General features: G+C 57.2%; 19 protein-coding genes. 6 read left to right on the plus strand and 13 right to left on the minus strand.

All coding sequences use genetic code 11. The annotated features are described in order from the left end of the window. Positions 1-49: 49 nt before the first annotated feature. Positions 50-679, plus strand: coding sequence for an adenylyl-sulfate kinase (gene cysC, locus K0H80_RS07080; RefSeq protein WP_220073541.1), 630 nt, complete (start codon positions 50-52; stop codon positions 677-679). 47 nt (positions 680-726) lie between these two features. Here cysC and K0H80_RS07085 read toward each other — a convergent pair whose 3' ends face one another. From K0H80_RS07085 to K0H80_RS07140, 12 genes are all read right to left on the minus strand, one after another. After that, positions 727-2,028: a CDP-glycerol glycerophosphotransferase family protein gene (locus tag K0H80_RS07085; RefSeq protein WP_258406194.1), complete on the minus strand. Its 1,302-nt coding sequence runs from the start codon at positions 2,026-2,028 to the stop codon at positions 727-729. A gap of 32 nt (positions 2,029-2,060) precedes the next feature. After that, the gene (gene tagD, locus K0H80_RS07090) at positions 2,061-2,477 is read right to left on the minus strand and encodes a glycerol-3-phosphate cytidylyltransferase (protein WP_220073542.1); all 417 of its coding nucleotides are present in this window, start codon (positions 2,475-2,477) and stop codon (positions 2,061-2,063) included. Between the two features lie 100 nt (positions 2,478-2,577). Next, complete coding sequence (locus K0H80_RS07095) at positions 2,578-4,041, minus strand: sugar phosphate nucleotidyltransferase (protein WP_220073543.1); 1,464 nt, start codon at positions 4,039-4,041, stop codon at positions 2,578-2,580. A 21-nt stretch (positions 4,042-4,062) separates the two neighbouring features. Further along, complete coding sequence (locus K0H80_RS07100; protein WP_258406195.1) at positions 4,063-6,126, minus strand: WecB/TagA/CpsF family glycosyltransferase; 2,064 nt, start codon at positions 6,124-6,126, stop codon at positions 4,063-4,065. Between the two features lie 411 nt (positions 6,127-6,537). Continuing rightward, the gene (locus tag K0H80_RS07105; protein WP_220073544.1) at positions 6,538-7,584 is read right to left on the minus strand and encodes a glycosyltransferase family 2 protein; all 1,047 of its coding nucleotides are present in this window, start codon (positions 7,582-7,584) and stop codon (positions 6,538-6,540) included. Next, the gene (locus K0H80_RS07110; RefSeq protein ID WP_220073545.1) at positions 7,581-8,879 is read right to left on the minus strand and encodes an oligosaccharide flippase family protein; all 1,299 of its coding nucleotides are present in this window, start codon (positions 8,877-8,879) and stop codon (positions 7,581-7,583) included. The genes K0H80_RS07105 and K0H80_RS07110 overlap by 4 nt, the downstream gene beginning before the upstream one ends. A gap of 281 nt (positions 8,880-9,160) precedes the next feature. Beyond that, on the minus strand, positions 9,161-10,465 hold the full coding sequence (locus tag K0H80_RS07115) for an O-antigen ligase family protein (RefSeq protein ID WP_220073546.1): 1,305 nt from the start codon (positions 10,463-10,465) through the stop codon (positions 9,161-9,163). Continuing rightward, on the minus strand, positions 10,420-11,835 hold the full coding sequence (locus tag K0H80_RS07120; protein WP_258406196.1) for a GumC domain-containing protein: 1,416 nt from the start codon (positions 11,833-11,835) through the stop codon (positions 10,420-10,422). Before K0H80_RS07120 ends, K0H80_RS07115 begins: the two co-directional genes overlap by 46 nt. A 16-nt stretch (positions 11,836-11,851) precedes the next feature. Further along, positions 11,852-13,156 carry a polysaccharide biosynthesis/export family protein gene (locus K0H80_RS07125; protein WP_220073547.1) on the minus strand — a complete coding sequence of 435 codons (1,305 nt, stop codon included), beginning with the start codon at positions 13,154-13,156 and terminating at the stop codon, positions 11,852-11,854. An 11-nt stretch (positions 13,157-13,167) separates the two neighbouring features. After that, the gene (locus tag K0H80_RS07130; protein WP_220073548.1) at positions 13,168-13,527 is read right to left on the minus strand and encodes an STAS domain-containing protein; all 360 of its coding nucleotides are present in this window, start codon (positions 13,525-13,527) and stop codon (positions 13,168-13,170) included. Positions 13,528-13,939: 412 nt separating this feature from the next. Next, positions 13,940-14,332 (minus strand): ATP-binding protein, encoded by a 393-nt coding sequence (locus K0H80_RS07135; protein ID WP_220073549.1) that lies wholly within the window; start codon positions 14,330-14,332, stop codon positions 13,940-13,942. Next, positions 14,329-15,567, minus strand: a complete 1,239-nt coding sequence (locus K0H80_RS07140) for a PP2C family protein-serine/threonine phosphatase (RefSeq protein WP_220073550.1) — start codon at positions 15,565-15,567, stop codon at positions 14,329-14,331. Before K0H80_RS07140 ends, K0H80_RS07135 begins: the two co-directional genes overlap by 4 nt. Positions 15,568-15,967: 400 nt before the next feature. Here K0H80_RS07140 and K0H80_RS07145 point away from each other — a divergent pair, with 400 nt between their 5' ends. Genes K0H80_RS07145 through K0H80_RS07155 form a run of 3 tightly spaced genes read left to right on the plus strand, consistent with a single transcriptional unit; the run spans position 15,968 to position 21,856 of the window. Further along, the gene (locus tag K0H80_RS07145) at positions 15,968-16,828 is read left to right on the plus strand and encodes a phosphate/phosphite/phosphonate ABC transporter substrate-binding protein (RefSeq protein WP_220073551.1); all 861 of its coding nucleotides are present in this window, start codon (positions 15,968-15,970) and stop codon (positions 16,826-16,828) included. Beyond that, the gene (locus K0H80_RS07150; RefSeq protein ID WP_258406197.1) at positions 16,825-20,343 is read left to right on the plus strand and encodes a PAS domain S-box protein; all 3,519 of its coding nucleotides are present in this window, start codon (positions 16,825-16,827) and stop codon (positions 20,341-20,343) included. The genes K0H80_RS07145 and K0H80_RS07150 overlap by 4 nt, the downstream gene beginning before the upstream one ends. Before the next feature lie 16 nt (positions 20,344-20,359). Next, positions 20,360-21,856 (plus strand): sigma-54-dependent transcriptional regulator, encoded by a 1,497-nt coding sequence (locus tag K0H80_RS07155; protein WP_220073552.1) that lies wholly within the window; start codon positions 20,360-20,362, stop codon positions 21,854-21,856. Positions 21,857-21,890: 34 nt separating this feature from the next. Here the strand turns inward: K0H80_RS07155 and K0H80_RS07160 are convergent, their stop codons facing one another. Continuing rightward, entirely contained in the window at positions 21,891-23,357 is a 1,467-nt protein-coding gene (locus tag K0H80_RS07160) for a capsule assembly Wzi family protein (protein WP_220073553.1), read from the minus strand. Positions 23,358-23,742: 385 nt separating this feature from the next. On the opposite strand from K0H80_RS07160, the gene cysQ reads away from it, so the two are divergent. Further along, positions 23,743-24,537 carry a 3'(2'),5'-bisphosphate nucleotidase CysQ gene (cysQ, locus tag K0H80_RS07165; protein ID WP_220073554.1) on the plus strand — a complete coding sequence of 265 codons (795 nt, stop codon included), beginning with the start codon at positions 23,743-23,745 and terminating at the stop codon, positions 24,535-24,537. A 28-nt stretch (positions 24,538-24,565) separates the two neighbouring features. Beyond that, positions 24,566-25,456: a fructokinase gene (gene mak, locus K0H80_RS07170; protein WP_220073555.1), complete on the plus strand. Its 891-nt coding sequence runs from the start codon at positions 24,566-24,568 to the stop codon at positions 25,454-25,456. Positions 25,457-25,517 lie beyond the last annotated feature (61 nt).

Genomic DNA, 25,517 nt, shown 5'->3' on the forward strand with positions numbered 1-25,517 from the left:
CGATGAGTTTCGCCCATCGTGATTGCAGTTAACCCGTTAAGGAAAGCCGATGTCCCCCTATAAGACAGTCGATGTTAATGTGAAATCCAGCGATGTTCAGTGGCATCAGGCCAGCGTGACTCACGCTGAGCGCGAGCAGGCCAACGGCCACAAAGGCGCCGTACTCTGGTTTACCGGTCTGAGTGGCTCGGGTAAATCGACGGTAGCCAACGCGGTCGACCGTCTGCTCCATGACAAGGGCTGCAACACTTATGTGCTTGATGGCGATAATGTGCGCCATGGACTCAACGGTGACCTGGGGTTTTCCGATGAGGACAGGGTCGAGAACATCCGCCGTATCGGCGAGGTGGCCAAGCTGTTTGTCGATGCCGGTACTTTGGTATCGACCGCCTTCATCTCACCATTTAGTGCCGATCGTCAGCTGGTGAGAGATCTGCTGTCGGCCCATCAGTTTATCGAGGTCTTTATCGATACGCCGCTTGAGGTGTGTGAGCAGCGCGACCCCAAGGGGCTCTACAAGAAGGCGCGCGCCGGTGAGATTAAACACTTTACCGGTATCGATTCTGCCTACGAGGCGCCGGTTTCCCCCGAGGTGCATGTAAAAACCGCCGAGCAGACAATAGAAGAATGTGCACAGCAGGTCGTTGATTACTTAATCCGGCAGGGGCTGCTGGCCTAGCTAAAATTCTGGCTAAAACTCTGGCAGAGCACCTGGCTCGAGTCGGCCTAGGCCTCTTGAGCGCCGACCCAGTGTGTCTGGCCACTCGTTTGCCTCATCCATTGCTCCAAGGCGCCGAAACTGCTCGGCGCATCGGCCTGCCAGTAGGTTTCGGCCAGTTGGCGATAATCCTCCATCTCTTCTGCCTTCACGCTAAAGTCTCCCGCGGCTAAAAATGTCAGCAGCTCGCCAAAATCCTTAAGATGCCAATGGCGGGCACGCGTCTTATCCAGCAAGGGGAGCGATGCAGCGTAGTCATACAGGCTGCGCTCCGCTGCGACCGCTTGCTCTTGTTGCTGATGCAGGCTCTGTTTGCCGCTATCCAGGTCGTACATACGAAAAGTTAAGCCATGGTAGAGAGCATCGATAAACAGCGATGAGGTGTCTGTGATCAAAAGGTCTATCTGACCAAAAATATCGTACACATCCTCTCTTTGGGAGATATCTATGATGTTGGCAAAATGGCTGTAGCGCCCGGCCAGATGGGCCTCGTTGGGGTGAAACCTTAGCAGCAGCACCTGACCATTGGCCCGCAGGCTCACCGAAAGCTTGGCCCAGTTAAAGGCCTGGTCATAGGGACTGGTCTGGTTGGCTTGCTCCTTAAGGCCTGTGTCACGCCAGGAGGGAGCGTAGAGAATCACCTGTTTAAAGGGACGACCAATCAGCTGGCTGAGGGGCGTGGCCGCGTTTGGGGAGCGGCTAAAATAATCGGTACGTGGATAACTGGCCCTGAGCAGTTGCTCGGGCTTGAGCCGAAAGGCGCTCTGGAAGCAGCGACTCATCTGGGCGCTGGGGCTGAGCATCAGATCCGGGCGAATATGCTGCTGATGGTAATTGAACCTGGCAGGCTTGGGGGCGTGGTAGATCTCGGCCAGCGGGCCCGAGTCGATATCGAACTCAATCTTCTTCATTGGCGAGCCGTGCCAGAGGTTTACCTTTATCGCACCTTTCCCCAGATGTTGATTAATATCCCCCAGATAGCTGCTGTAAAAGTAATACTTTGCCGTCAGGCAGTGATAGATGCCTTGCAGGGAGCGGCGAGGGTAGGCCTCATGGCCCTGGGCTTGGAGGCGCTTAATCAGCGCTTTGTCGCCACTTATCCAGATGCAGCGGATAAAGGCCTCGCGGCGCCAGTGCAGGTAGAGGTACTTGCTATTGTCGGTGAAACGATTCTTATAGCTGCCAAAGACCGCCTTGTGGCTGCGGGGGGCGTAGGCAGACAGCTGATAGATGCCCTGGGTGACCAGTGCCTTTATCAGTGCCACTAGCTTGGCCCCAGACCGCTTCATGATAACCAATAGTCGCTTCATATCGCCTCCTAAGTCTCGTTAATCTGAGCAGCCTAATCGTTTGAGGCATCGGGAAAGGGCGGTAAGAAGGCGAGATCGTTTTTTATTTCGGTTGTCGAGATCTCGTCGGTGCGGGGCAGGTAGATCACCTCACACAGGTGTTGAAGATGATCGAAATGTCCCCGCCAGTCATCGCCGATAGCGAAGATATCGACACTATATTTTTCAATATCAGTGACTTTCTGACCCCAGTGGGTCTCGGGCAACACGAGATCCACATAGCGGCAGGCGGCCAGTATTTCGGCGCGCTGCTGGTAGCTGAAGAAGGCGGCCTTGCCCTTTTGGGCATTAAACTCGTCGGTAGAGACGCAGACGATCAGCTTGTCGCCAAGTTGCTTGAGCCTGGCAAGCAGGCGCACATGGCCATAGTGGAACAGATCGAAGGTGCCGTAAGTTATGATGGTTTTCATCTTGCGCTCCTTATCCCTATAGATATTCACGTTTTTTTGAATGAGTCATAGTGTCGTATTGGCATCGGTGAGCTTTGCTATCGTTACTCGTCAGCGAAGCCTAGGCGTTGGCGCGCGATAAGCGTGCCGGCTGGGCGAAACAGCTCGCCATGAGCCTCAGGTATTTCAGCTTGCCCGGTTCGGCGTTAAAGCTAAGGGCGACCAGCTGTTTCTCTTCCAGCGGTGCATCGTTCGGGAGCAGCAGCTGTACGGGTCCCCATAGCCCGACGGTCGCGCCGAGTCCATGCAAATTGCCATTGTCGGCAGGGCTGTAATCGGCGCCGCAATCAGGGCTGTTACCAAAGAGGGCGAGCTTACCCTTGAACACTTGAATCAGGCCCGGCAGGCTGGCCAGCAGTGGGTTTGTGACTTGCCAGCGCTTGAGCCTGAAACCTAACCCTCTGTCATTGGTCAGGTGCTGGCTGCTAACCAGTGGCCGCTTGGACTGAATCGTGAGGTAGGCGCCTATGGCCAGTTGTAGTGGTAGCGTCAGTAGCAAGAGTGCCAGGGCGAGCAGTCTGTCACTTAGCCTTACTCTGCTTATGTCATTGGCACTAAAAGTCATGCCTTGGCGATGCTGCGCCGCGCGGTTAGGGGCGATGAGGCTTGCATCCTCTATGCTGATATAGCCCTGGTGCTCCAGATTGATCAGCAGGCTTTGGCAGACGATTGCCCTATGAAGGTTGAGGTCGCGTCCCACATAGGTGTTAGGCAGTACCAGGCTGTCGCTAAGTTGGGCGCCTGCGTCGATGAGACAGTGCTCGCCAATCACGAAGTCGCCATCCAGGCGCACGTTGTCATCGAGCTGGCTGCATTGTCCTATCATGCCCTGGCCATTGGCCGCGCCGTTAAACCGTACCTTCTGTGCCAGATAACACCCGCCGCCATTTTCGTTGGCCTGAAAGCGCTGTTGGGGTTTGAGCCTCGCCAGGCAATTGCTGGCAAAGTTGAGGTTGGCGGCCAGGTAGTCGTTCAGGCTGTCTAGATGGTGCTGGTGGCCATGGAGTACCAGGGTGACCCCCTGAGGCTTGCTGGCGGTAGCGCTGGGATGGGCGATGAGCGGCCAATTGAGATGATCCAGATTGGCGCTGGCGCCGGGGAGCATGATCATGCCTGTAGGCATGCCGGCTATCTTGGCGCTGACCAGTTCCTTGGGAAACTGCTTGGCAAAGTCGATGAACGCCTTTATCACTGGCGTGCGCAGTATATCGCCCCTAAGCAGCAGGGCAGGCTGCTCTGGGGGTAATTGCAGACGGGAGATCACCTCGGATGCTGGCTCATCCGCCCTACAGAGAAAGTAGTCGATATCGAGTCCCCAGCGCTCGCCCTTGCCAAGCAGCGCTTCGATGTCGCCGGCCTGTGGGCCCAGAACCAGCTTGACTTGGGTGATACCTGCATTACAGAGATCGTCCAGGGTGTACTCAATCAGCGCGCGATTGCCCACGGGCAGCAGCGCAGGGCAGTAGTATTGATCCAGCGGCGTTAACTCATGACCCGAACGATTGGCTAAGATAATGGCTTGCATAAGATTGCTCTCCACAACAGATTAATAGGCGCCCCTGGCGAACAGCACGGCGGGTATGGTTTTTAGCAGTAAACGGATATCGGCCCATAGGGATTGCTGATAGATGTAATCCACATCCAGCAACACCTGCTTGTCAAACGGGATGTCGGAGCGACCGCTGACCTGCCAGATACAGGTGATGCCGGGCTTCACCGACAGACGGCGGCGATCGCTAAGGCTGTACTGACTCACCTCGCTGGGCAGCGCCGGGCGGGGGCCGACCAGCGACATCTCCCCCTTGAGCACATTCCATAGCTGCGGCAACTCATCGATAGAGGCCTTGCGGATCAGCTTGCCGATACCTGTGATGCGGGGATCGCGCTTCATCTTAAACAGCACGCCGCCATCCATCTCATTGCTGGCCTTGAGCGCTGCCAGTCGCGCCTCGGCATCCTGGTACATTGAGCGAAACTTCCACATGGTAAAGGGCTTGTTGTTGAGGCCCGCGCGCTGCTGGCTGTAGAGGATGGCCCCAGGTGATTCGAGGCGGATCAGCAGCGCGGCAAGCAGCAGCAGTGGCGTGAGCAGAACAAGCAATATGCCTGCGCCCAGGATATCCAGCAGGCGCTTGCTGATGCGGTTCAGGCTGAGCCTCAGGGCGTGTGCGCTGCGTTTTAGCTGCGCACCTTGAGTGCGACCATCAAGTCTCGGCGTGCTTATTTGGCGAGCCAAGGCCGCCTGGCCAGCCTGAGCTCTAGCTTGAGTTTGCGAAGAGTGCGGCGCACGGCGCAGCTTGTTTGAGATGGTTTCAATGAGTACGTGATAGAGAAACCTGGGATTTCCCAGCAGGTAGCGGCGCCACATGCGTGCGGGCTCAGCCAGCAGGCGGGCTATCCACTCCATGCCTATCTGACGGACCCAAAGCGGGGCGCGTATGATGCGCTCCGAGTAGAAGTCGAACAAGCCGCCAACGCCTATGCCCACAGCGACATTGAGCTGTGCCTGGTGTTTGGCCAGCCACAACTCCTGCTGGGGCGCGCCCATGGCCACCAGGAGTATACTGGCCTTGGAGGCGTTGATCTGTGCGATCACCTTAGCCGTCTCCAGCTCTGAATCTAAATAGCCATGATGGGTACCGGCGATATTGAGCGCCGGGTATCTGGCCTGCATCTTGTCGGCGGTCAGCTGGGCGATGCCGGGGCGGCCACCTAGCAGGTAGATGGCGTGGCCGGACTTGGCCAGGCGCTCACACAACAGCGGGAACATGTCGGTGCCGTTGAGGTTATCCCCAAGCGGCGTGCCCTTGAGGCGACTGGCGAGCCTGAGTCCCAGGCCATCGGCCAGGATTAGATCGGCCTGGGTCAGGTTGTGATGATAGGCCTTATTATCGCGGCTGATGTTCATGCAATCTGCGTTGACGAAGCAGTAGCGCTCCATAGCGCCTTGCTGCTCGCAGGCTGCGAGCATACGCTCAAGCAGCTGATTCATGCTGAGATTGGCAATCTTAAGCCCGAACAGGGAGAGGCTGTGGCGACTGCCTGGCAGGCTTGGCGCCAGCAGTGTCATGGTCAGCGCGCGCACTAGCGCCAGCAGATAGCCCTGGGGACTTATAAAGGCGCCGTCTATCGCCGCTTCTGGTGATTCGAAACTCAGCCCCATTCTCAGGTACAGCTGCTCAAAATTGATGAGGCCTGGACGAGATGGCGCGTCTGGTGCTTGAGTCAATGCCAGCTGCAGGCGATCGCCTATTAGACTGACATCGCCCCTGATAAGGTTCCAAATGCTCGGCAGGGCGGCGAGGTAACTCCCCTGATAGAGGCGATAGAGGGGGCGAACCCGGCTCTGACCATCGAAGAAGTAGATGGTTTCCAGCGCTTGGCCGCGAAAGAGTCTGCAATAGGATATCGCCGCCAACAGGAGCGGCGCCCAGATGGGCAGAATTAGCATCAGCAGCATCAGGTCTATGGCACGCACCATGGTAGGTAAAGATGCAGGCTTGCTCGCCAAGCTGGCCTCTGTGACTTTAGCGGCTTTGGTTGCATTCGTGTCCACATTGGCAATGCTGCTGGTGGTGACCGACTGGGCGGCGCGCATCTCATTTCCCATGGTGAAGCTCCTCTTGCTTGACTGGCCTGGCGCTTGTTAATTCGCTTTAAAAAATGAATCATGTCTACAGGCTAGATAGCACAAGGGATGCCAATTTTAATATCTGTTGTAAAACAGGTGGTTAGTGATTTTTGCTTGCTGTCTTTTCGCATCTTGAAGTGGGGCGGGTTGCGCCCTGCATCGCGTATTGCAATTCTTTCTGTTTAGCATTTGCAAGGCATTGGCTAGGTATAGCCAGGCATTAGTTAGGCATTAGTCAGGTATTAGCAGACTTGTCACTGTACCTAAGTTGTCTTGCTTTGCTCAGTTGAAAAGAAGCCGCCCACTCATGCTGGCAGTGGGCGGCGCGGTGATGAAAAAACGCTTACGGTGAAAACGGTTACTGTGAAAACGGTTACTGTGAAAACTCTGTTACTGGGAGATAAGCGACCCCTTGACCCCATCTTTGGCGATCCGCTGGCGCTGACGCCTGCCGATGATCTCCTGCCCCAGTTGCTCGCAGGCCTGGTACAGGGGCTTAGGCAGCAGCCATAACAGGTAGGCGGCGCCTAGGGTGGTGAGGGTGCGTCCCGTCTCCTTTAGCAGGATCTGCGGCGCATGGATCAGGGCGCGGTTAACCATGTTTACCGCCATCTTGCCGTTGCCGCTGCGGATCGATTGGCGCGCCAGGTAGCGCAGTTGATAACCGCGGGCGTGACGCTCGTGCTGTTGCAGCACCTTGGGGGCAAACAGGCGCGCCTTGGTGATCATCTTCTCCCAGGAGGCCAGCTGCTTATTGACGTCCGCCGACAGCCCGGCAGGGTTAAGACGATAGTAAGTGAGCGGCTCGGGGATCCCTGCCATTAGCCAGCTGGTGGTGGCAACAATTCGCAGCCAGCACTCGATATCTTCCGACTGGCGAAAGCTCTCGTCGAAATAGCAGCTCTGCAGGCCTTCGCTGTCGCGGATTTGAAAGCGGATGGCATTCAGGGTTTCGCGGCGGATCACTGGCGCTGAGCCGTTGCCGACCGGGTTACGGCATAGGAGGTGGGCCGCGTCTATGCCATTCAACTGGGGCATCTGATAGAAGTTTGTCGGAGTGCCGTCATGTTCCATGAAGGCGGAGCGGGAGAAACTTATCCCTACCAAGGGGTGTCTGTCCAGATGCTCCACATGGCGTGCCAGCTTGTCGGGGTGCCACTTGTCGTCGGAATCGAGAAAGGCCACATACTTGCCGATGGCGTGACGCACGCCCGTGTTGCGAGCGGCGGCCAGCCCCTTGTTGACCTTGTGCTGCACTATGCGCACCCGTCTGTCTTGCACCTGCTGACAGATCTTGAGGCTGTTATCTGTGGCGCAGTCGTTGACCAAGATCAGCTCGAAGTCGGTATAACGCTGGGCGAGCACAGATTCAATCGCCTCACCCACGAAGGCCTGCACATTGTAGACGGGCATTACAACGGAAACGGTAGGACTCATAATGACTCTCCTTGAAGGCTAGGGCTCGACGGCGCGAAGGCGGGCAAGCTGAGGTATAGATAGAAGGAAAACAGGGGCAGCACAATGAGGTGCAGGGCGAGTACCGCCGTGGCGATACCGACCAGCCCCCACGGACTGGCGAGCAAGATGGCCAGCATCAGCAGCGCGGTAAAGACGCCGTTGCTGATGAGGTTGAATCGGCTCTTGCCCAGGGCGATCAACAGCTGGCTGGCGGCCTCGCCGAGGGGACGGGTGAGACCGCTTAGGCAGAGCAGCAGGAAGATGGGCAGGGCGCCGGCATCTATCCATTGCTGGCCATACACCAGGGGCAGATACCAGGGGGCCAGCAGCGCCTGCAGCGTGATGATCGGCAGGCTGATCCCGGCGATTAATTTCAATGATTTAAGGTAGTGAGTGGCCTTATTCTCGCCGGCGCACAGGTGTGAGTAGAGCGCCGTGCCGTAGCTCTGGATAAGCCCCATGCTGATCCCCAGGCTGGCGTTGAAGGCAAAGAAATAGATGCCCAGCGCCTCGACGCCCAGCAGGTAGCCGATTAACAGATAGTCTATGTTCTGGCGCAAAAAGAGTAGCAGATCGCTAAGGCCTATCTGCACGCCGAAGCGCGCCATCTGCGGTGTTGTCATGCCCGCTGGTAGTGAGCTGGTTTTAATACCTCTGTGATATGGCAGTGGGTTGTCTTGCCTGTGCACCCAGATCCAGACGAGCACGGCCAACACCTTAGGCACTATGATGGCCCAGATGCCTAGGCCGAATAGGGCTAAAAGGGCGGTGAGCGTGCCATCGAACAGCGTCTGCCACAGCACGGCGCGGCCGACGATTCGCATGCGGTTATGTTTTAGGTTCTGCGCCGCGTACAGCATGCCGAAGGGCAGCAACAGATAGCTGCTGGCCATCAACAACATGGGGGCGATGAGGCCGGGTTTGTGATAGTAGAGGCTCAGGGGAAGGCTCAGCAGGCACATGATGGTTAAGGCGCTCAGGCAGGCGAGCCAATTGAGGCGGTTGGCGCTGCCCAGGCTGGCAATATAGTCTGAGCTATCCATCTTGATAAGGGCCGCCGAGCTGATGCGCCGGGTTGGGGTGACCAGCAGCTCGAAGCAAGTGAGTATGATGGCGACCTCTCCGAACACCTCTGGGGTCAGCAGTCTGGCGATGATGATGCTGGCGCCAAGTCTGACGATACGGCCCAAGATCTGCGCCGAGCCCAGCCAGAAGAGGGCGTTGGCGAGGCGCTGCTCTGAGAGTCTGATAAAGAGATGGGTTATGTTGTTCATCTGATTTCCCCTTGTGCGTCCTGCGCCATTTCCGCCGCTGCTGTTGTCGAGTTGACCAGCCTTGCTACGAGCTTTACATCTCTCCTGGTCATTTCACTATCTGTGCCACATTTTTAAATCACATCGTTAAATAACTAAACAACTGTTTTTAATTTGGTATTTATCTTTTCATCTAAGAGGCTCTATCGCGGCAATACTCCCAGGGAGGCATTTTGCAAAGCAGCAGACGTAGCGTTCGCATTTTGCCTTGTGTCTTCATTTTCAATTTTTCAATTAAGTGCCTAGATCGGCTGGCTAGCTGTCGCAGATTCGGCCGCCACTATCTGGGAGCCGATTTGACCGTCCTGGGCGGCTTGTTTGTGGGCCAGCCCCACCAAGATGAGACCGGGCCAGAAGAGGTAGGCCAAGATCTCCAGGTTCTCGCCGAAGGTATAGAGGAGCAACATGCTCAGAAACGCCAGGGCGGTGGCGCACAGGGGACAGTTAAGGGCGGGTCTGAGCAGGCTTAAGATGCCGATACCCAGGGGCAGGGCCAGGGCGATAGCGCCGACTATGCCTTTGACAAACAGCAGACCATACCAGGTGTGGTGGGAGCCGATGGGCATATATTCCACCAGATGGGGGCCGCGCTCGACGATGCCATGACCCCAGAGCACAGCCTCGTTGGCCCAGCGCTCCAGAGCGATGTTGGCCAGTTCCTGACGTACCCGGGTGGAGCCCGCTCTGGCGGCCTTTACCGCATGAATCGTATTGTCGATGGATTCGATAACCTGTGTGCCCACCATGCCGCCCAGCAGAGTGACTGGGCTGGCAAGCAGGTAGAGCCAGGGGGAGCGATGCCAGCGGATGAGGGCAAAGAAGCCCAGGATAAACAGATAACAGATGATGGCGAGGCGCGACTGGGAGATTAGGATCATCACAAGGCCGCCGCCCAGGCCATAACGGCGAAACTTAGGGGTTAACTCCTGTAAGGCCCCCAAGCTGACCAGGTTGCCCATCAGCCCGAGCGCAGGCGCCCAGGGGGTGAACAGGCGCCAGCGCGGGGTGCCGCTACCCGGGTCAATCTCATACAGGCTGACGCTGAAGAACTCGGGCCCTGGGCCACCCACTATGCTCAAGGGCGAGACATAGAGGGTGCTGGGGAGCTTTATCAGCCAGGCGATCACAAACAGCGGTAGCAGCATTAGGGTGTGTTTGCCTACCACACAGAGGGCGCGATAGATAATACTGGGGCGAATATCGAGCGCTCCCAACAGGGGGAAGATGGCGATCAGCGCCCAGCCCTTGGCCCAGCCGATGGAAGATTTTATCAGCTTAGGGATCCCCAGCGCCTGCTCCAGATGGCCGATGATCAGCACCAGCAACATGACGAACATCCCCTGCAGCCAGGCCTTCTGCGCCATGGTGATGCGATAGTGGGCGCCATCGAAGGTGTAACGTTTGAGCATGCGTAGCAGCAAGACCCAGCCGATCACAGGGGCGACCAGATACATGGCGCCCAGCAGCCAGAAGCCATAGGTCCAAGTTATCGCCTTGTAGACTAACTTTTCGTCACTATTCGCTGCATGATAGGTTTGCGTATCCATAATACCGCCAGGCCTCCGATTGCCATGAGAGAGCTGAGGGCGCCGCCGATCAGCGCCAGGAGTTTGTGCATGGGATCTTGCTTGAGGGGCAGGCTGGGGGCCGCCAGCAGCTGCACCAAGGGATAGGCCGAGTAGATGTCGGCCTTACCCACATCCATCTTGGCCAGCGCCGAGGTAAACACCGCCGTGGCGAGCTGATGTTCCCGGTGGAGATCCTCGAGCTTAGCCGCATCGTCGTTGCTGTGGGCCAGGCGATCGTTCCAGTTGGCGATCTGCTCATCTAAGGTGGCGATCTCCTGGGTCAGCCCCTGCACCTCGGTGGAGAGGTTGAGTAGCTGCTGCATCAGCTGCGCCCGGCTGTCGAGATCGTCGGCGGACAGCTTAAGCATCAGCTCATCGTCACGGTAGCCAAGCAGGTGCTGGCAGCGACGCTGCAGCGAGGCGAACAGTGTCTGTTGCTGGTGGCGCTGGGTGACCACCTGAGGGTGCTTGTTGCCGTATTGACCGCCGAATTTGGCCAGCATAGTGGTGGCGTCGGTGTAGAGCACAAGTAACTGCTGAAACAGCTGGTCATTCTTAAGCTTGAGCAAGTCCGCCGCCTGCTCCGGCGAGAGCACCAGATGGGCCTGCAGCTGGCCGCGGCTGGCGAGCATCCCCTGCTGTTTGGCGACCATGGTCACTCGCTTGTGACGCAGCCGCTCTATGGTCAGCGCCAGCTCCTTAAATTGATCCAGCGACACCAAGCCTATCTCTGACTGAAAGGCGAGGATCTTCTGCTGGCTCAGGCTCACCTTCTGGGCAAAGCCCTCGATCCCCAGCTTGATGCCGTTCTCTCGCTGGCTGATCTCATCTTCCCTCAGGGTCTCCAGCAGGCGCTGCAGCGCATGGTAGTGGGCCCAGGCCTTCTGCTGGGCGCTTTCGGCGTCGCGGCTGACCAGACTAAACTCCATCAACCCGGTCTGATTGGGCAGCTTAAGCTTAGGTTTGCCCAGCTCGCCGGGAGCTAGGCTCAGGCTGCTGGCTGCGGCGGCGAGCAGCACCTCGCTGCTGGCCAGCGCCTTGTAGTTTTCCCTGGGATCTATGGCGCTACTCAGATAGGGGGAGCTGGATGAGCTGCTGGCGTGGCCTATGCTGTCCAGGCTCACCTGAGCCCCGGCGCCGGCGCCGGGGAGAATAAGGGTCCACTTGCTCACGTAACGCGGCGGCGCCAACAGCAGAAACAGCCCTACCAGACCCCAGATCAGCGCCAGTGCGCCCAGTGCCGTCTTGATGTAGACCCAACGACGTCGGTTGAGGGGCATCTTGCTGCCCGTCACCAGGAAGTGCTTAAGTTTGGCAAGGCTGGAAGGGGCGGCTGGCGTAGTCATCATGGTCATCCTTTACCGGTTAAAGCAGGCCTAACAGGCTGACGGGTACCAAGAGATCCGTCAGGGTGCGGGCGACCTCGCGAAGGTTGGTGACGCGCGAGTCGTAGCAGGCCAGGCCGTCACCTGGCAGGAGCACGGGATTGATCTCGGGTTGATAGGAGTGGCTGATGAGGCTGCTCAGAGAGCGCTCCACCACATCTATCTGCTCGCTCATGGGATTCTTGGTGATCAGTATCACGTGGCGCGAGGCGTTGGTGCTTTGGGCGCCGCCCATGCAGTTAGCGGCGATGGCGCCGCTCAGCAGCCGGGTGCCGTAGGGAAATCGGGTCGCCTCGGTATCCACCGCCGACTGAGAGTTGCTGCTGGCCGGTTGGGTCAGGTTGGAGATAAACACCCGGATCCCCGGAATGGTGATCTGCGACGGGCGCGCCAGGCTGTCGTCGAAGTAGTGGGTCTCGGGCACATGAATATGGTCCCCGGACATCAAGATGAGGTTGTCGACCTCCTTGCCGCTGAGGATACCGCTAAGATCCAGCCGATACTGTTTGCCCTGACGGGTAAGCACCACCTGGCGAATATCGGCGTCGGGGCGCACGCCGCCAGAGGAGCGCAGCGCCTTGGTCAGGCTGCGACCTTGGGCGTTATCGCCATGAAAGTTGGCGTGCTGCTCGGCGATATCCACCTCGCTGTGGCGATTGATCTTGTGTTGCCCCGGCTCATAGACGGCGCCTGAGACGCGAATGTTAATCGCCCCCCATTGCAGTGGCATTATGCTGATTCGCACCGTGCCGGCCAGCATGAGTTGCTCCTTAATCAGCTCGTCGCTGAGCGCCTGTTTCAGCTCAGGGATGGCAACGCCCTCTGCCCGAATGGCGTTGAGGTAGGGCAGATAGATGTAGCCGTCGGCATTGACCTCCACATCGCCGCTAAACTCCTCGCCGTTGAGGATCTGGATCTTGAGACGATCCCCGGCCGACAGCCTGGGAGCGCTTAGACTATCTAAGGAATAGAATTGGGGCTCGCCGCCTGCGGCTACCAGATCGCCGTGGGTGTCTTGATTTGGGCTGCTGTTATCTTTCTGCTCACTATAGCGGCGGCTGTAGGGCACCATGTCATCATAGTAGTGGCAGTCCTGGGGCTGGCTATCAAGCTGGCGCTGACACAAGGCCTGCTGTTTGGGCTGGGCCGGGGTGACGCAGCCGCCGAGCGAGGCGAGCGTTAGCAAGAAGATGAGCAAAGAGGCATGGCCACTCAATGAAAAGCTGCTTTGTTGCTCACTCGCTTGCTTTTTTGGCCGATAGGCGCCGAACTGAAATGACAACATGGCGTGTCTCCCTATGAGGCCTTGGCCGAGGCAGGCGAGCAGATATATTCGCAGGCCGCCTCGCGGTTTTCGAACAGGGTAAAGATCTGGTGCAGCCGGGTCAGCTCGATCAGGGCTCGTACCCCTGGCGTTGGGGAAAGCAGCACCACATCACCGCCCAGCTGCTTGGCCTTCTTCAGCACGGAGATCAGGATAGAGAGGCCGCTGGAGTCGATATACTCCACCTGACTCAGATCCATGACCAGTCTGTGGCTGCCACTCTCCAGCTGGCGGATGATGGCCATGCGCAGGGTGGCGGTTTGGGACATGATCACCTGATTCGGCAACACCACCATGGCGGCGTTGTGATGGGCTAAGGGGATAAATTTCATAGTCGACTCCTTGGCGATGCCATCTTAGTGGATTGGGTCACTCACCGTTTCGGTGGTGGACGACTAAGACGTTGCACAAGCCAGGCCAAGTTTTAAAAGTCTTTATTTACAGGATGTTAGCTGGATTTTGGCTCTTGTTATACCGACGGTCAGCGAAGGCATTGGAATTGTGCATTGCAATTTGCATCGCTCCTGCGTGCTTTTGCATCGCCTTGCGCGTTTTTGCATTAGCAAGGCTGAGATTATCTTCACCAAGGTGTCGGTTTAGAGAGGCATTAGAGGAAGTTTTGAGAGTATGGGCTGGAGAAAAGTGGCTTAAGCGGTGGGATGCGAGTCAAGCAGCTTTAAAGAAAGAGGGAGTTGACCTGGTTTAGGCGCGCGTTTATTCGCGCGCCTAAACCATGATCTAAAGTCAGCGGCGCAGCAGGCTGAGACGCAGGTGACTGCCCTGCACCGAAGGTTGAAACCTCACCTGATCCATCCAGCTGTTCATTATCCACAGGCCGCGACCTGAGCCTGCCATGGGCTGAGGGCAGTTTGGCTCGTCGCTCGCTTTATGGGGCGGGCGCTTGTCCAGCAGATCTACGGTGATCTTGTCGTGGTCGCAGTGCAGGATCACTGTGATGTCACTCAGCTCGCTGCTGGCGTGTTTAATGCTATTGCCAAGCGCCTCCAGGATGCAGGTGACCACCTTGAAGCGTTCCTGCTTGAGGACGCTGTTTTGCAACATGAATTGTTCCAGTTCCAGGCAGAGCAGATCTTGCTGCCAGGCCTTGTCGGTCAGGGTGAATGTTAGGCTGTTCATGCGCTTTTCCTCCCTTGGGTGTATAACGCTGCGGGCGCCGCGGCGCGGCGATGAAAGGTGAGTAGCAGCAGTGAGGTATCGTCCTGGGGACTCGATTGCTGCCACAGCTTGGCCTTATGGGTGAGATGCCTGATCAACGACTCGGCGCTCAGGCTGCTCGCCCGATGACAGAGCCGCTTGAGCCTGGCCTGACCAAACTCGCCTAACTTGGGGTGACGACTCTCAAAGAGACCATCTGAGTAAAGTAGCAGTCGCTGATCCGGTCTCAGATAATAGCGGCTGCTGCGATACTGGTAGTGTTTGTCTATGCCTATGGGGAGCTGAGGCTCGGCGTCGAGCGTGTCGCTGCCTCGATTATCCAGCAGCAGCGGCGCCGGATGGCCTGCATTGGTCAGGTCTAGCTCGCCACTCTGGCAGTTGACTATGCCTAAGATAAGTGTGGCGAAACGCCCGCACTGCTGGGGATCATCAAATAACTGGTTGAGCCGGGTGACGAGCCTGGCGCTGTCCAGGGCCTCCCAGTCGGCGCGCTGGCGCGACAGCTGCTGCGCCAGGGTGAAACCCTGCATGGAGGCGGCGATACCATGACCGGCCACATCCAAGAGATAGAACCCCAGATGGCTTTCATCTATGGCAAAACATTGAAAGATATCGCCGGCCAGGCTGGTGGCGGGTTGAAAGTGAGAGCTTATCTGCCAAAGGTTGAGGTGTTGATCCTGCGGCGGCAAGAGCGCCCGTTGCAGCTGCGCCGCGCTGGTGAGATCTTCCTTGAGTTGCTCAAGGTATCTCTCCTGGATCTGCATCGATCTGTGTAGCTTATGGTTCTGCACCGCCAGGCTGCGCTGCAGACTCACCAGACGCTTGGCCGCCAGCAGGCGCACCTTGAGCACCGAGGCCTGAAAGGGTTTGGCGATAAAGTCATCGGCGCCGGCTTCAATGCCCTGGATCATGTGCTCGGTCCGGTTCTTGCCCGTGAGCAGTATGATAAACGGCGGCTGACTTAGCCCTTTGACTCTCTGACACAGGGTGATGCCACTCATGCCCGGCATGCGCCAGTCACTAATCATGATATCCACGCTTGTCTCTTGCAGCTTTACCAATGCCTGCTGCGCGTTATCACAGCTGGATACCGCAAAGCCGAGCTGGCGCACCAGACTCACTATCATCAGGCGCTCACAGCTGCTGTCTTCGACGACGAGTACCGATAGGGCGGTGGGCTGGCTTGGCTGTTTCATGGTGGCGACTCCTAGCCCTTGGACAGTAGACATAGTGAAGTGGAGATAGTGCTTAGTGCATGACTAACAACTTCTGTGCCATCGCGCCTCGGCTTCATCTATTCATCTACTTATTTGTCTATCTATTCAATGTAATAGCGACTCTTTGCCTGAGGTTGGCAACTAAATCATGACGGGGTTTACACCATTGGCTAAATTGCAAAATGCGAGGCTTGCATTCATAGTGAGACCTAAGGTGTTGATCTTCATCGGACAGCAGGGAGGCGCGGCGCACTTGGGGAGAGGTCACTTACTGAAGAGGTCAAGGGCTCAAAGGGACAGAGGCAAAAAGCTTTGGCATAGCGATTGCTGAGCAGGGGTTATCCCTCTCGTCGACAGTGATTGGTGTAAAGGAAATAAGATGAACATTCTGCCTCGTTTCATAAGCCTATGTTTAACCCTTATCCTGCTGAGCCCCGCGCTGGCAAAGGATTTGGAGGTCAAGCCGACCCTTATCTTCGGCGTCGTGCCCCAGCAAGCCTCGGCCAAGTTGGCCCAAAGCTGGTCGCCACTGCTGGCGCTGCTGTCGCAAAATGCAAATATCAGAGTGCAATTTGCAACCGCGCCGGATATTCCCACCTTCGAAGCCAGACTCGCCGCCGGGGAGTATGACATCGCCTACATGAACCCCTATCACTATGCGGTGTTTAGCAGAGCCGATCACTACAAGGCGTTGGCGCGCGAGCGCGACAAGCAGCTACAGGGGATCATAGTAGTGAGAAAAGATGCGCCCTATACAGAAATCACCCAGCTCGATGGTAAGACCCTGGCCTTTCCCGCGCCGGCGGCCTTCGCAGCCAGCGTGCTGCCCAGGGCTAATCTGAGTCGTCTCGGGCTCAGCAACGAGATCCGCTACATAGGCTCCCATGACTCTGTCTATCTGGCGGTGGCCAGAGGCTTGGCCGATGCCGGTGGCGGGGTGCAGCGCACCTTTGCCAACATGACGCCTAAGACCCGCGAGCAGCTCAGGGTGCTGTGGCGCACCCCGGGTTATACGCCCCATGCGATTGCCACCCATGTGCGACTCGACGAAGCCTTGAGACAGCGCCTATTAGCGGCGCTTGTCTCCCTGCCGGGCACCCAGGCGGGGCAGGCGGCACTGGACGCCATAGGTTTTCGACCGCTCGTCGAGGCCAGTGACAGCGACTGGGACGATGTGAGGGCGCTGCAACTGGGTGAGCTATCCCAGCCGCTGAAATCGACTGAGGGAGGCGCGCCATGATCTCATTTCGCCTCAAGACGGTACTGGGGATCGCGCTAATAGAGGGCGTATTGTTGCTGGTGCTCGTCTACACCAGTATCGATTATCTCAAGAGCTCGAATGAGGCGGAGATCCAGCGCCGCGCCAGCTCCATCATCAGCCTGTTTGCCGCGGCGACCAAGGATGCGGTGATCAGCACAGATCTGTCGACCCTGGAGGAACTGACTCAGGAGCTGCTGAGTAAAGATCATGTGCGTTATGTGCGCGTCTATGATCAACAGAATCTGCTTATCGACGAGCGCGCCGCCGGGGTCAGCGAGGCCGACTATCCACATCTGTTGCCTATAAGTCAGCCTATCGAAGTGGCGGGATTCGCTTTCGGTCGGGTGGAAGTTGGCCTGGATACCACAGATTATGAGCTGCTGGTCTCCAGCGCGACCCGGCAGTTTCTCTCTATCGCCGGGCTGGAGATGCTCTTGGTAGCGCTGTTTTCATGGCTTCTTGGGATCTACCTGACCCGTAACCTGGATTCGTTAAAGCTGGCCTCGGAGCGGATCCTGGGCGGCGAGACGGGGGTACAGGTGCAGGTGAACAGTGACGATGAGCTGGGGCAGACGGCGAAGGCCTTCAACCGCATGCTAGACAAGGTAGAGAGCAATCGCCAGGCGCTGGAGCAGGCCAATACCCAACTGTCGACCATCTTAGAATCGGCGGTCGATGGCTTTATCATCTTCAACGTCGAGGGGGAGATAGTCGAGGTGAATCCGGCCATCGTCTCACTGTTTGGCTATGAGGCGCATGCGCTGATAGGCCAGCCGATCGCCAACCTGGTGCCGCTAAATTATCGTGAGCAATACCACCAACAGTTGATGCAGTTTATCGCCTCTAACCGCAGCCGGTTGAGCCATAAGCAGCGTGAGCTGCTGGCACTTAGGGCCAACGGTGAGCGCTTCCCCGTGGACATGGCGATCTCCAAGATGGTGATCAACAACCAGACCATGTTACTGGGCTTGGTGAAAGATCTCACCGAGATCAAGCGTAAAGAGGCGCGAATCCGCCGCAGCGAGGCTATCTTGCTGGCAACCCTGGAGGCCAGCCCGGATGCGCTGATCACCATAGATATCGCCGGCAAGATCCAGGCCTTTAACGATGCGGCCAGCAGCCTGTTTGGCTACGGGCGTAAACAGGCCATCGGCGCTCAAATGGCTGACCTTTTGTTTGTCGACAGCCAGCATGAGCGCTTTAGCAACTGCCTGCAAACCTTCCGCCAGACGGGGGATGGACCTGGCATTAAATCTAACATTACCCTGCATGCCCGCAAGCAAGATGGCGAGGCGCTGCCGGTAGAGCTTAAGTTGGTACCTGTGCAGATGGGCGATGAGATATTGCTGACCGCCTTCTTGCACGATATCTCAAGGCGCCTGGCCTATGAGCGCGAGCTTCAGAGCGCCAAGGAGCAGGCCGAGGCGGGCAGTCAGGCCAAGTCGCGTTTCCTGGCGACCATGAGCCATGAGATCCGCTCGCCACTCAACGCCGTGCTGGGCAGTGTCGATCTTATCTTAGGCTCGAGCCTGGATGAGGAGCAGCGCCTCTATGCCCAGACCGCCAAGGAGGCTGGTACCGCGCTACTCTCTACCATCAACGATATCTTGGACTTTTCTAAGATTGAGGCGGGGGAGATAGGCGTCGAGCTGGAGACCTTCTCGGTGCAGAAGCTGCTGGAGCAGGTGATCAATATCTTGCAGCCCAAGGTGCGGGAGAAGGGGATAGCCTTCGCCTGTTTTATCAATCGCAATGTACCCGATGAGGTGGAGGGGGACCTACAGCATCTCAGGCAGGTGCTGCAAAACCTGGTGGACAACGCCATCAAGTTTTCCCATCGCGGCTACATCACCCTGGAGGCCTGGGTGCCCGATGCGGCGCAGGGGGAGGCCTCGCTCTGCTTTAGCGTGGCCGATCAGGGAATTGGGATCAGCCAGTCGGCGCAGCGCAAGTTGTTTAAGGAGTTTAGTCAGGTACATGACCAGCGCAATACTCAATATGGCGGCACAGGTCTGGGGCTGGCGATATCAGCCCAACTGGTGCGTCTCATGGGGGGCGAGCTTACCCTGGAGAGCCTGCCAGAGCAGGGCAGCTGCTTCAAGTTCGATGTCAGAGTGAAATTGACCAGTCAAGGAGCCGCAATGCCCCGCCATCTTCCCGCCCATGCAAGAGTCTTGCTGCTGCATCCAGATAGCCACTTCCACAGAGTGATGAGCAAGCAATACAGCCAATATGGGGTAAGCTGCGTCTGTGTAGATTCACCAGAGCAGCTGTTTCAGCCCCATCTGGTTAAGGGGCGTTTCAACCTGATCCTGCTCGATGAGTCCTGCCTACAGAGTTTGAGCCAAGCTGACTGTCAGCGGCTATCCCAAGGCTACCTGACCGAGCAGGGCCGCCTGCTGGCCCTGATGGATAGCCTGGTGGCATCGATCGACAGCCAGCTGAGTGAGCCAAGACCGAACATCACCGAGCTCGGCATCAGCGGCCATGTGACAAAACCGCTCATGCGTCAGCAGATGCTGCAACTGCTGCAAGATGGCGCCGCGCCAGCACAAGATGCGGCCCGTCAGAGTGAGCAGCTCACCGCCTCGAGTCAGTGCCAACGGCCTATCTTGATGGCCGAAGACAGCAAGTCGAATCAGCTTATCGGCGGCGCCATGCTGACCAAGGCGGGTTACCGGGTGGAGTTTGCCAACAATGGGCTCGAGGCGGTGCAGTGCATTGCCAAGCATGACTATGGGCTGGTGCTCATGGATATGCGCATGCCGGAGATGGATGGGCTTGAGGCCACCCGGCGCATACTGGCGAGCCATCCGCACATCATCATATTGGCGATGACCGCCAATGTGCAGAAAGAGGATATCGAGGACTGCTTCGATGCCGGCATGCAAGACTTCATCGCCAAGCCTGTGAACCGGGGCGAGTTGCTCCAAAAGGTCGCCTATTGGCTCGATAAGGCAAGCCGTCAGGCGCCTGAGAACTCGAATGAGCTGGATAACTATCGAGAGCCAGATAATGAGAGATATGGTGAGAGGCATAAAGAGAGTAGTGACCGGCGTCTCGAGACTCAGGCGATTATTTCACTGGCGGACCAGGACAGGCTGCTGGATAGTCAGGTGATCGCTGAGCTGACCCAGACCTTAGGTCAGGACTCGCTGGATAACATGTATGGCGTCTATCTCAAAGAGACTGAGTCGCGCCTTAGCTGTTTGCGCGAGTTACCCATAAATGGGGACGATAAGTTAGACGAAGATAGCTTCGAGCAGCTGGAGACCCAGGCCCATACCCTCAAGAGTAGCTCGGGTAGCTTCGGCGCCAGCGCGCTGGCCGAGGTCGCCAAGGCGCTGGAGCAGTCGGCGCAGCGGCGCGATCGGGCGCAGGTCGAAACTTTGCTAAGTGAGCTCTTTACTGTGGCCGAGCTGACGATGGCGGCCATAGCGGCTAAGATAACCCATAATCGAGAAGAGGCGGTGCGGCGCGTTGCCGATGCCTGAGTTCAAAGGAGTGCATATGGAAATGAAGGAGACATTTACCGCCTTACTGGTGGAGGACAGCCTGTCTCTTGGCGCCCTGTATACCGAGTATCTGCGCGGCGAGGGCGCCCTGGTGACTCAGGTCAACTATGGCGAGGATGCCCTGAGGGAGCTGGCGCAGTGGCAGCCGGACATATTGGTGCTGGATATCAAGCTACCCGACATGTCGGGAATGGATATCTTAACCCAGGCTCAGGCCCAGTACCCAGATACCGTGGTGATCATGATCACCGCCCATGGCAGTATCGATATCGCCGTGGATGCCATGCGCGCCGGCGCCTTCGATTTTTTGGTGAAACCCTTCGATGCCAAGCGGCTCAGCATTACCCTGCGCAACGCCAGAAAACAGCGCCAGCTGGTGAGCCTGGTTAGCAAGTATGAAAACAGCCTGCCTAAGTCTAATTACATGGGCTTTATCGGCGAATCCCTGGCGATGCAGACTGTGTATAAGACCATAGACTGTGTGGCCAACAGTAAGGCCTCAGTGTTTATCGTCGGCGAGAGTGGCACCGGCAAGGAGGTGTGCGCCCAGGCGGTGCACCATGCCGGTACGCGCCGCGACGGTCCCTTCATCGCGCTGAACTGTGCCTCTATACCGAAAGATCTGATAGAGAGTGAGATCTTCGGTCACACCAAAGGGGCCTTTACCGGCGCTCATGCCAGCCGCGAGGGGGCTGCCAGCCGCGCCCATGGCGGCACCCTGTTTCTCGACGAGCTCTGTGAGATGGACCTTGAGTTGCAAAGCAAACTGTTGCGATTCATTCAGACTGGCGTGTTTCACCGGGTCGGCAGCGCCAAGGAGGAGCAGGTGGATGTGCGCTTCGTCAGCGCCACCAACCGCGATCCCTGGGAGGAGGTGAAGGCGGGGCGTTTTCGCGAAGATCTCTTCTATCGCCTGCATGTGATCCCCATAGAGCTGCCGCCACTGAGGGTCAGGGGCAAAGATATTCTATTACTGGCCAACAAGTTGCTGGCCGAGTACTCCGCCGAGGAGGGCAAGGTGTTTACCGAGCTGAGCGATGAGGTGCGCCAGCTGCTGCTGAGCTACCCTTGGCCCGGTAATGTGCGTCAACTGCAGAATGTCATTCGTCAGGTGGTGGTGCTTAACGAGGGGCCGAGTGTCACCAAGGAGATGTTGCCGATGCAGATCGTCTCGGGTGCCGCCGCGCCAGCAGAGGCTACCCAGAGCAGAGTGTTTGGCGCAGCTAGCACTATTGGTCAGGAAGCTATTGCCCATGAAACTCTCGCCCAGGAAACTGTCGCAGCAAGCGAGGGGGCTGACAAGGCGTTAGCCATGGGCAATGATGAGATCGTGCCTCTGTGGATCGCCGAGAAGCAGACCATAGAGGCGGCCATCGCCCGCTGTGACGGTAATGTGCCTAAGGCCGCGGCGCTGCTGGATATCAGCGCCTCGACCATCTATCGCAAGCGTCAGAGCTGGGAGGAGATGGAGCGCGAAAGCTTAAACGCCTAGCTGAGCGCCATAGTCGATCTTGGCCAAGCTTAGGCTAGAAGCTCCTTTCCCACAGGGCATACAGGCTGGTGTCCCAATCGTGACCGCCGCTATGGACAAACTGGCGATAGCTGAGGGTGCCGCCGAGTTTTAGGGTGCCCTCAAACCAAGGTCTGTGGTAGCTGGTATCGAACTGATAGACCCGCTCATATTCGCCAGGAGACACTGGGTTACCACCTGCGCTATTGCCAGTATCTATACCGTCGGTGTTGAGCCTGAGCCAGCGCAGCTTATTGGTGACGCTGTGGCCATCGCCTAGCTGAGTGATGCCACCAAGGACTAAGGTCTCGGAGTCGTTATCATAGGTGCTGCCCAGGCTCCTGCCGTAGTAGCGGTAGCCACTCTGGTAAAAGCCATGCTCATACAGACAGTTATAGGCGTTTGGGTCGATGCCGCAGGCTACCTTGGTATCGGCATATTCGATGAAGACCCGGGTGCTCAGTGCATCTAGCATAAAGTCTACCCCGCCCAAGTTGGCGGCATTGATCAGCTTGTTTTTGCCGTGATGATAGTCTTCGTGGATCCGTTCGAAATAGATGCCATAGGGGACGCCGAAGGCGGTGTCTGACCAGCGAAAATCATAACCGGCGAGCATGTTTTCCTGGCCGTTGGTGACATCACCCTCAGACTGGCCACCATTAAACAGGCCATCCCACCAGTCACTCAGGCTGTTGCCATAGCCTTCGCCGCCCCACTGCATGGTCCAGGAGAAGCCAACCTCTAGTTTAGAGATAGGTCTGAGGGTGCCGCGGGCGCCCCAATGTCTGGCATCGGGTACATAGCGGTCGCTCTCCATCTGGCTGAAGCTGGTGGTAAAGGTCCAGGGGCCGATCCAGTTAAGCCAAGGTGATTCGAATGCGGCGCTGTTGTTGCGGCTCAGTGTTACGCCTGGCATGGGGCGGGCATTGGTGGTCTGAATAAGGCCAGTATCCCATCCTGGCCCCCAATATTTTTGCTGCGCGCCGGCGCTGAGGATCCAGTTGCCCAGGCTAAGGGCGGCGAAGCTGTTATCCAGCCGGCTGCTGTTGCCATCAATCGGGTCTTGATGATAGCTGGCCGAGAGGCGGCCGCTAAACCACTCCTTGGTGACCTCGACGTCCACCTTGGCCTCGGCCTTGTCTCTATAGTCATGACCAAAGCCCAGGAAGCGCGCGCTGTCGGTGGCCGCCCCCAAGCCGACACGGGTACTAAGGTCTCTATGGTGTCTGGCATAGGCGCTCATTACTCTATCGTAGGCAGCGGCCTGAGCCGGAGAAAGCTCGGGCAATTCGGCTGCATCGAGATCTTGCTTGAGCCCGGTCCACATCAGCGGATAGGTGGTGACCGGCTGCTTGATTATCCCAGTATCGGCGAGCAGTTGAATGTCGGCTCGCAGCGGCAGGTCGGTCGGTTCTATCCACCAGGCGGCAAATGCAGAATGGCTGCTAACAAGTAGGAGGGGAACGGCTAGGTATCGTTTCATCGGCTCATCTTTTCGATCAGAATTTTTGCGCGAATATGATGATTAATTGGCTAATTAACAAGGGAAATATCGATAATTGCCGGATTAGTCACCCGGCTTTGTAGCTTTGTGTTGCCTAGGTGATTTCTAGGTGAATTAAGCGTGGGATTTCGGTGGTGATTTTGTACTGGCGATAGAGGTGAAAGGTTAACGGCTTGTGGGGTGCTCATCGGTTGGCTGCAAGCCTGACAAGGTGCTGAATACGAATGCAAGGCGCGGCGAAAGGCTTTTCACTGCCCCGCGCCTAGCTTAGTATCTTTTACGCAAAGTATGATCAAATTGTTATTAAATTCTTAGCCGTGGAGATGGCATACTAAGGCAATCCAGGACGAAGAGAATTTATATTGTGAGTCATATATTTAAGCAAGAATGGTTAGATGAGCTGGTCGAGATAGCTAAGAAGGCGGGCGATGCCATCATGCAGGTCTATGGCAGCGACCAGATGGATATTCAGGCCAAGGCCGACGATAGCCCTGTGACCGCGGCCGATCTGGCCAGTCACAAGGTGATCGTCGAGGCGCTTGCGCATCTGACGCCAGACATTCCCGTGATGTCTGAAGAGGCCGCCGATATTCCCTGGGAGACGCGTAAGCAGTGGCAGCAGTATTGGCTTATCGACCCACTGGATGGCACCAAAGAGTTTATTAAGCGTAACGGTGAGTTCACCGTTAATATTGCCTTTATCGACAAGGGGCGCGCCCTGGCTGGGGTCGTCTACGCGCCCGTGTTGAATAAATGTTATTACGGCGCCCAGCATTATGGCGCCTGGTTGGCCAGCGCCGATGGTGTGACAGATTTGAACCAGCTGGCGGTTGCGGCGCCGAATGTGCCCAGGATTGTCGGCAGTCGCTCCCATGTGAGCCCTGGGCTTGCGGCCTATCTCGAGGAGATAGGCGAACATGAGATGACCAGTATCGGCAGCTCGCTGAAGTTTTGTCTGCTGGCCGAAGGCAAGGCGGATATCTATCCCCGCCTGGGTCTGACCAGCGAGTGGGACACGGCGGCTGCGCAAGCGGTATTGGAAAGTGTTGGCGGTCTTGTGGTGAATGCCGATAACGGCCAGCCGCTGGACTATAACCAGAAAGAAGATATTTTGAATCCCTACTTTATCGCCACCGCAAAGCATTGGCGCGATAAGTAAGAAAAAGAAAATAAGATTGGAGCAGAGTATGATGAGAATGGGTGTAGACCTGGGGGGCACTAAGATAGAGCTGGTGGCCCTGAGTGAGGCCGGTAAGGAACTGTTTAGAAAACGTATCCCCACGCCGCGTGAATACAAAGTCACCCTGGATGCCATCGAGGCACTCGTCAACGAAGCAGAGTCCACTCTGGGCCAAAAAGGCACTGTGGGTGTCGGTATTCCCGGGGTGATTTCTCCTTTCTCTGGTCTGGTGAAGAACGCCAACTCCACCTGGATCAATGGCCATCCCTTAGATCTGGACTTAGGTGCGCGCTTGGAGCGTGAGGTGCGCGTAGCCAACGACGCCAACTGTTTCGCCGTGTCCGAGGCGGTAGATGGCGCCGCGGCCGGTAAAGGCTTGGTATTTGGAGTGATCATAGGCACGGGCTGTGGCGGCGGTATCGCCATCAACGGCAAGGTCCACGGCGGTGGCAACGGCATCGGCGGTGAGTGGGGCCATAACCCGCTGCCCTGGATGACCCCTGACGAGTTCAACTCTACCGAGTGTTTCTGTGGCAACAAAGACTGCATCGAAACCTTTATCTCTGGCACCGGCTTCGTGCGCGACTACAAGGCGGCCGGTGGCGATGCACCCAGCGGTATCGAGATCGCCCGTCGAATGGAGCAGGGTGAAGTGCTGGCGACCGCGGCGTTTGAGCGTTATATCGACCGTCTGGCCCGCTCGCTGGCTCATATGATCAACATGCTGGATCCCGACATTATCGTGCTGGGTGGCGGTGTATCCAACATAGAGGCCATCTATCCAAGATTGCCCGAGGCACTGTCTAAGTACGTACTCGGTGGTGAGTGTCGTACCCCTGTGGTGCAGAACATGTATGGCGGCTCATCTGGGGTTCGCGGAGCCGCCTGGCTCTGGTAATGACTTCCTTGCATCCCTAGGTTACACTTGCCCCCACTTTTCATTGGGGGCAAGACTTAGG

This window comes from Shewanella aegiceratis (assembly GCF_019457495.1).
In the GTDB taxonomy this organism is placed as follows: domain Bacteria; phylum Pseudomonadota; class Gammaproteobacteria; order Enterobacterales; family Shewanellaceae; genus Shewanella; species Shewanella loihica.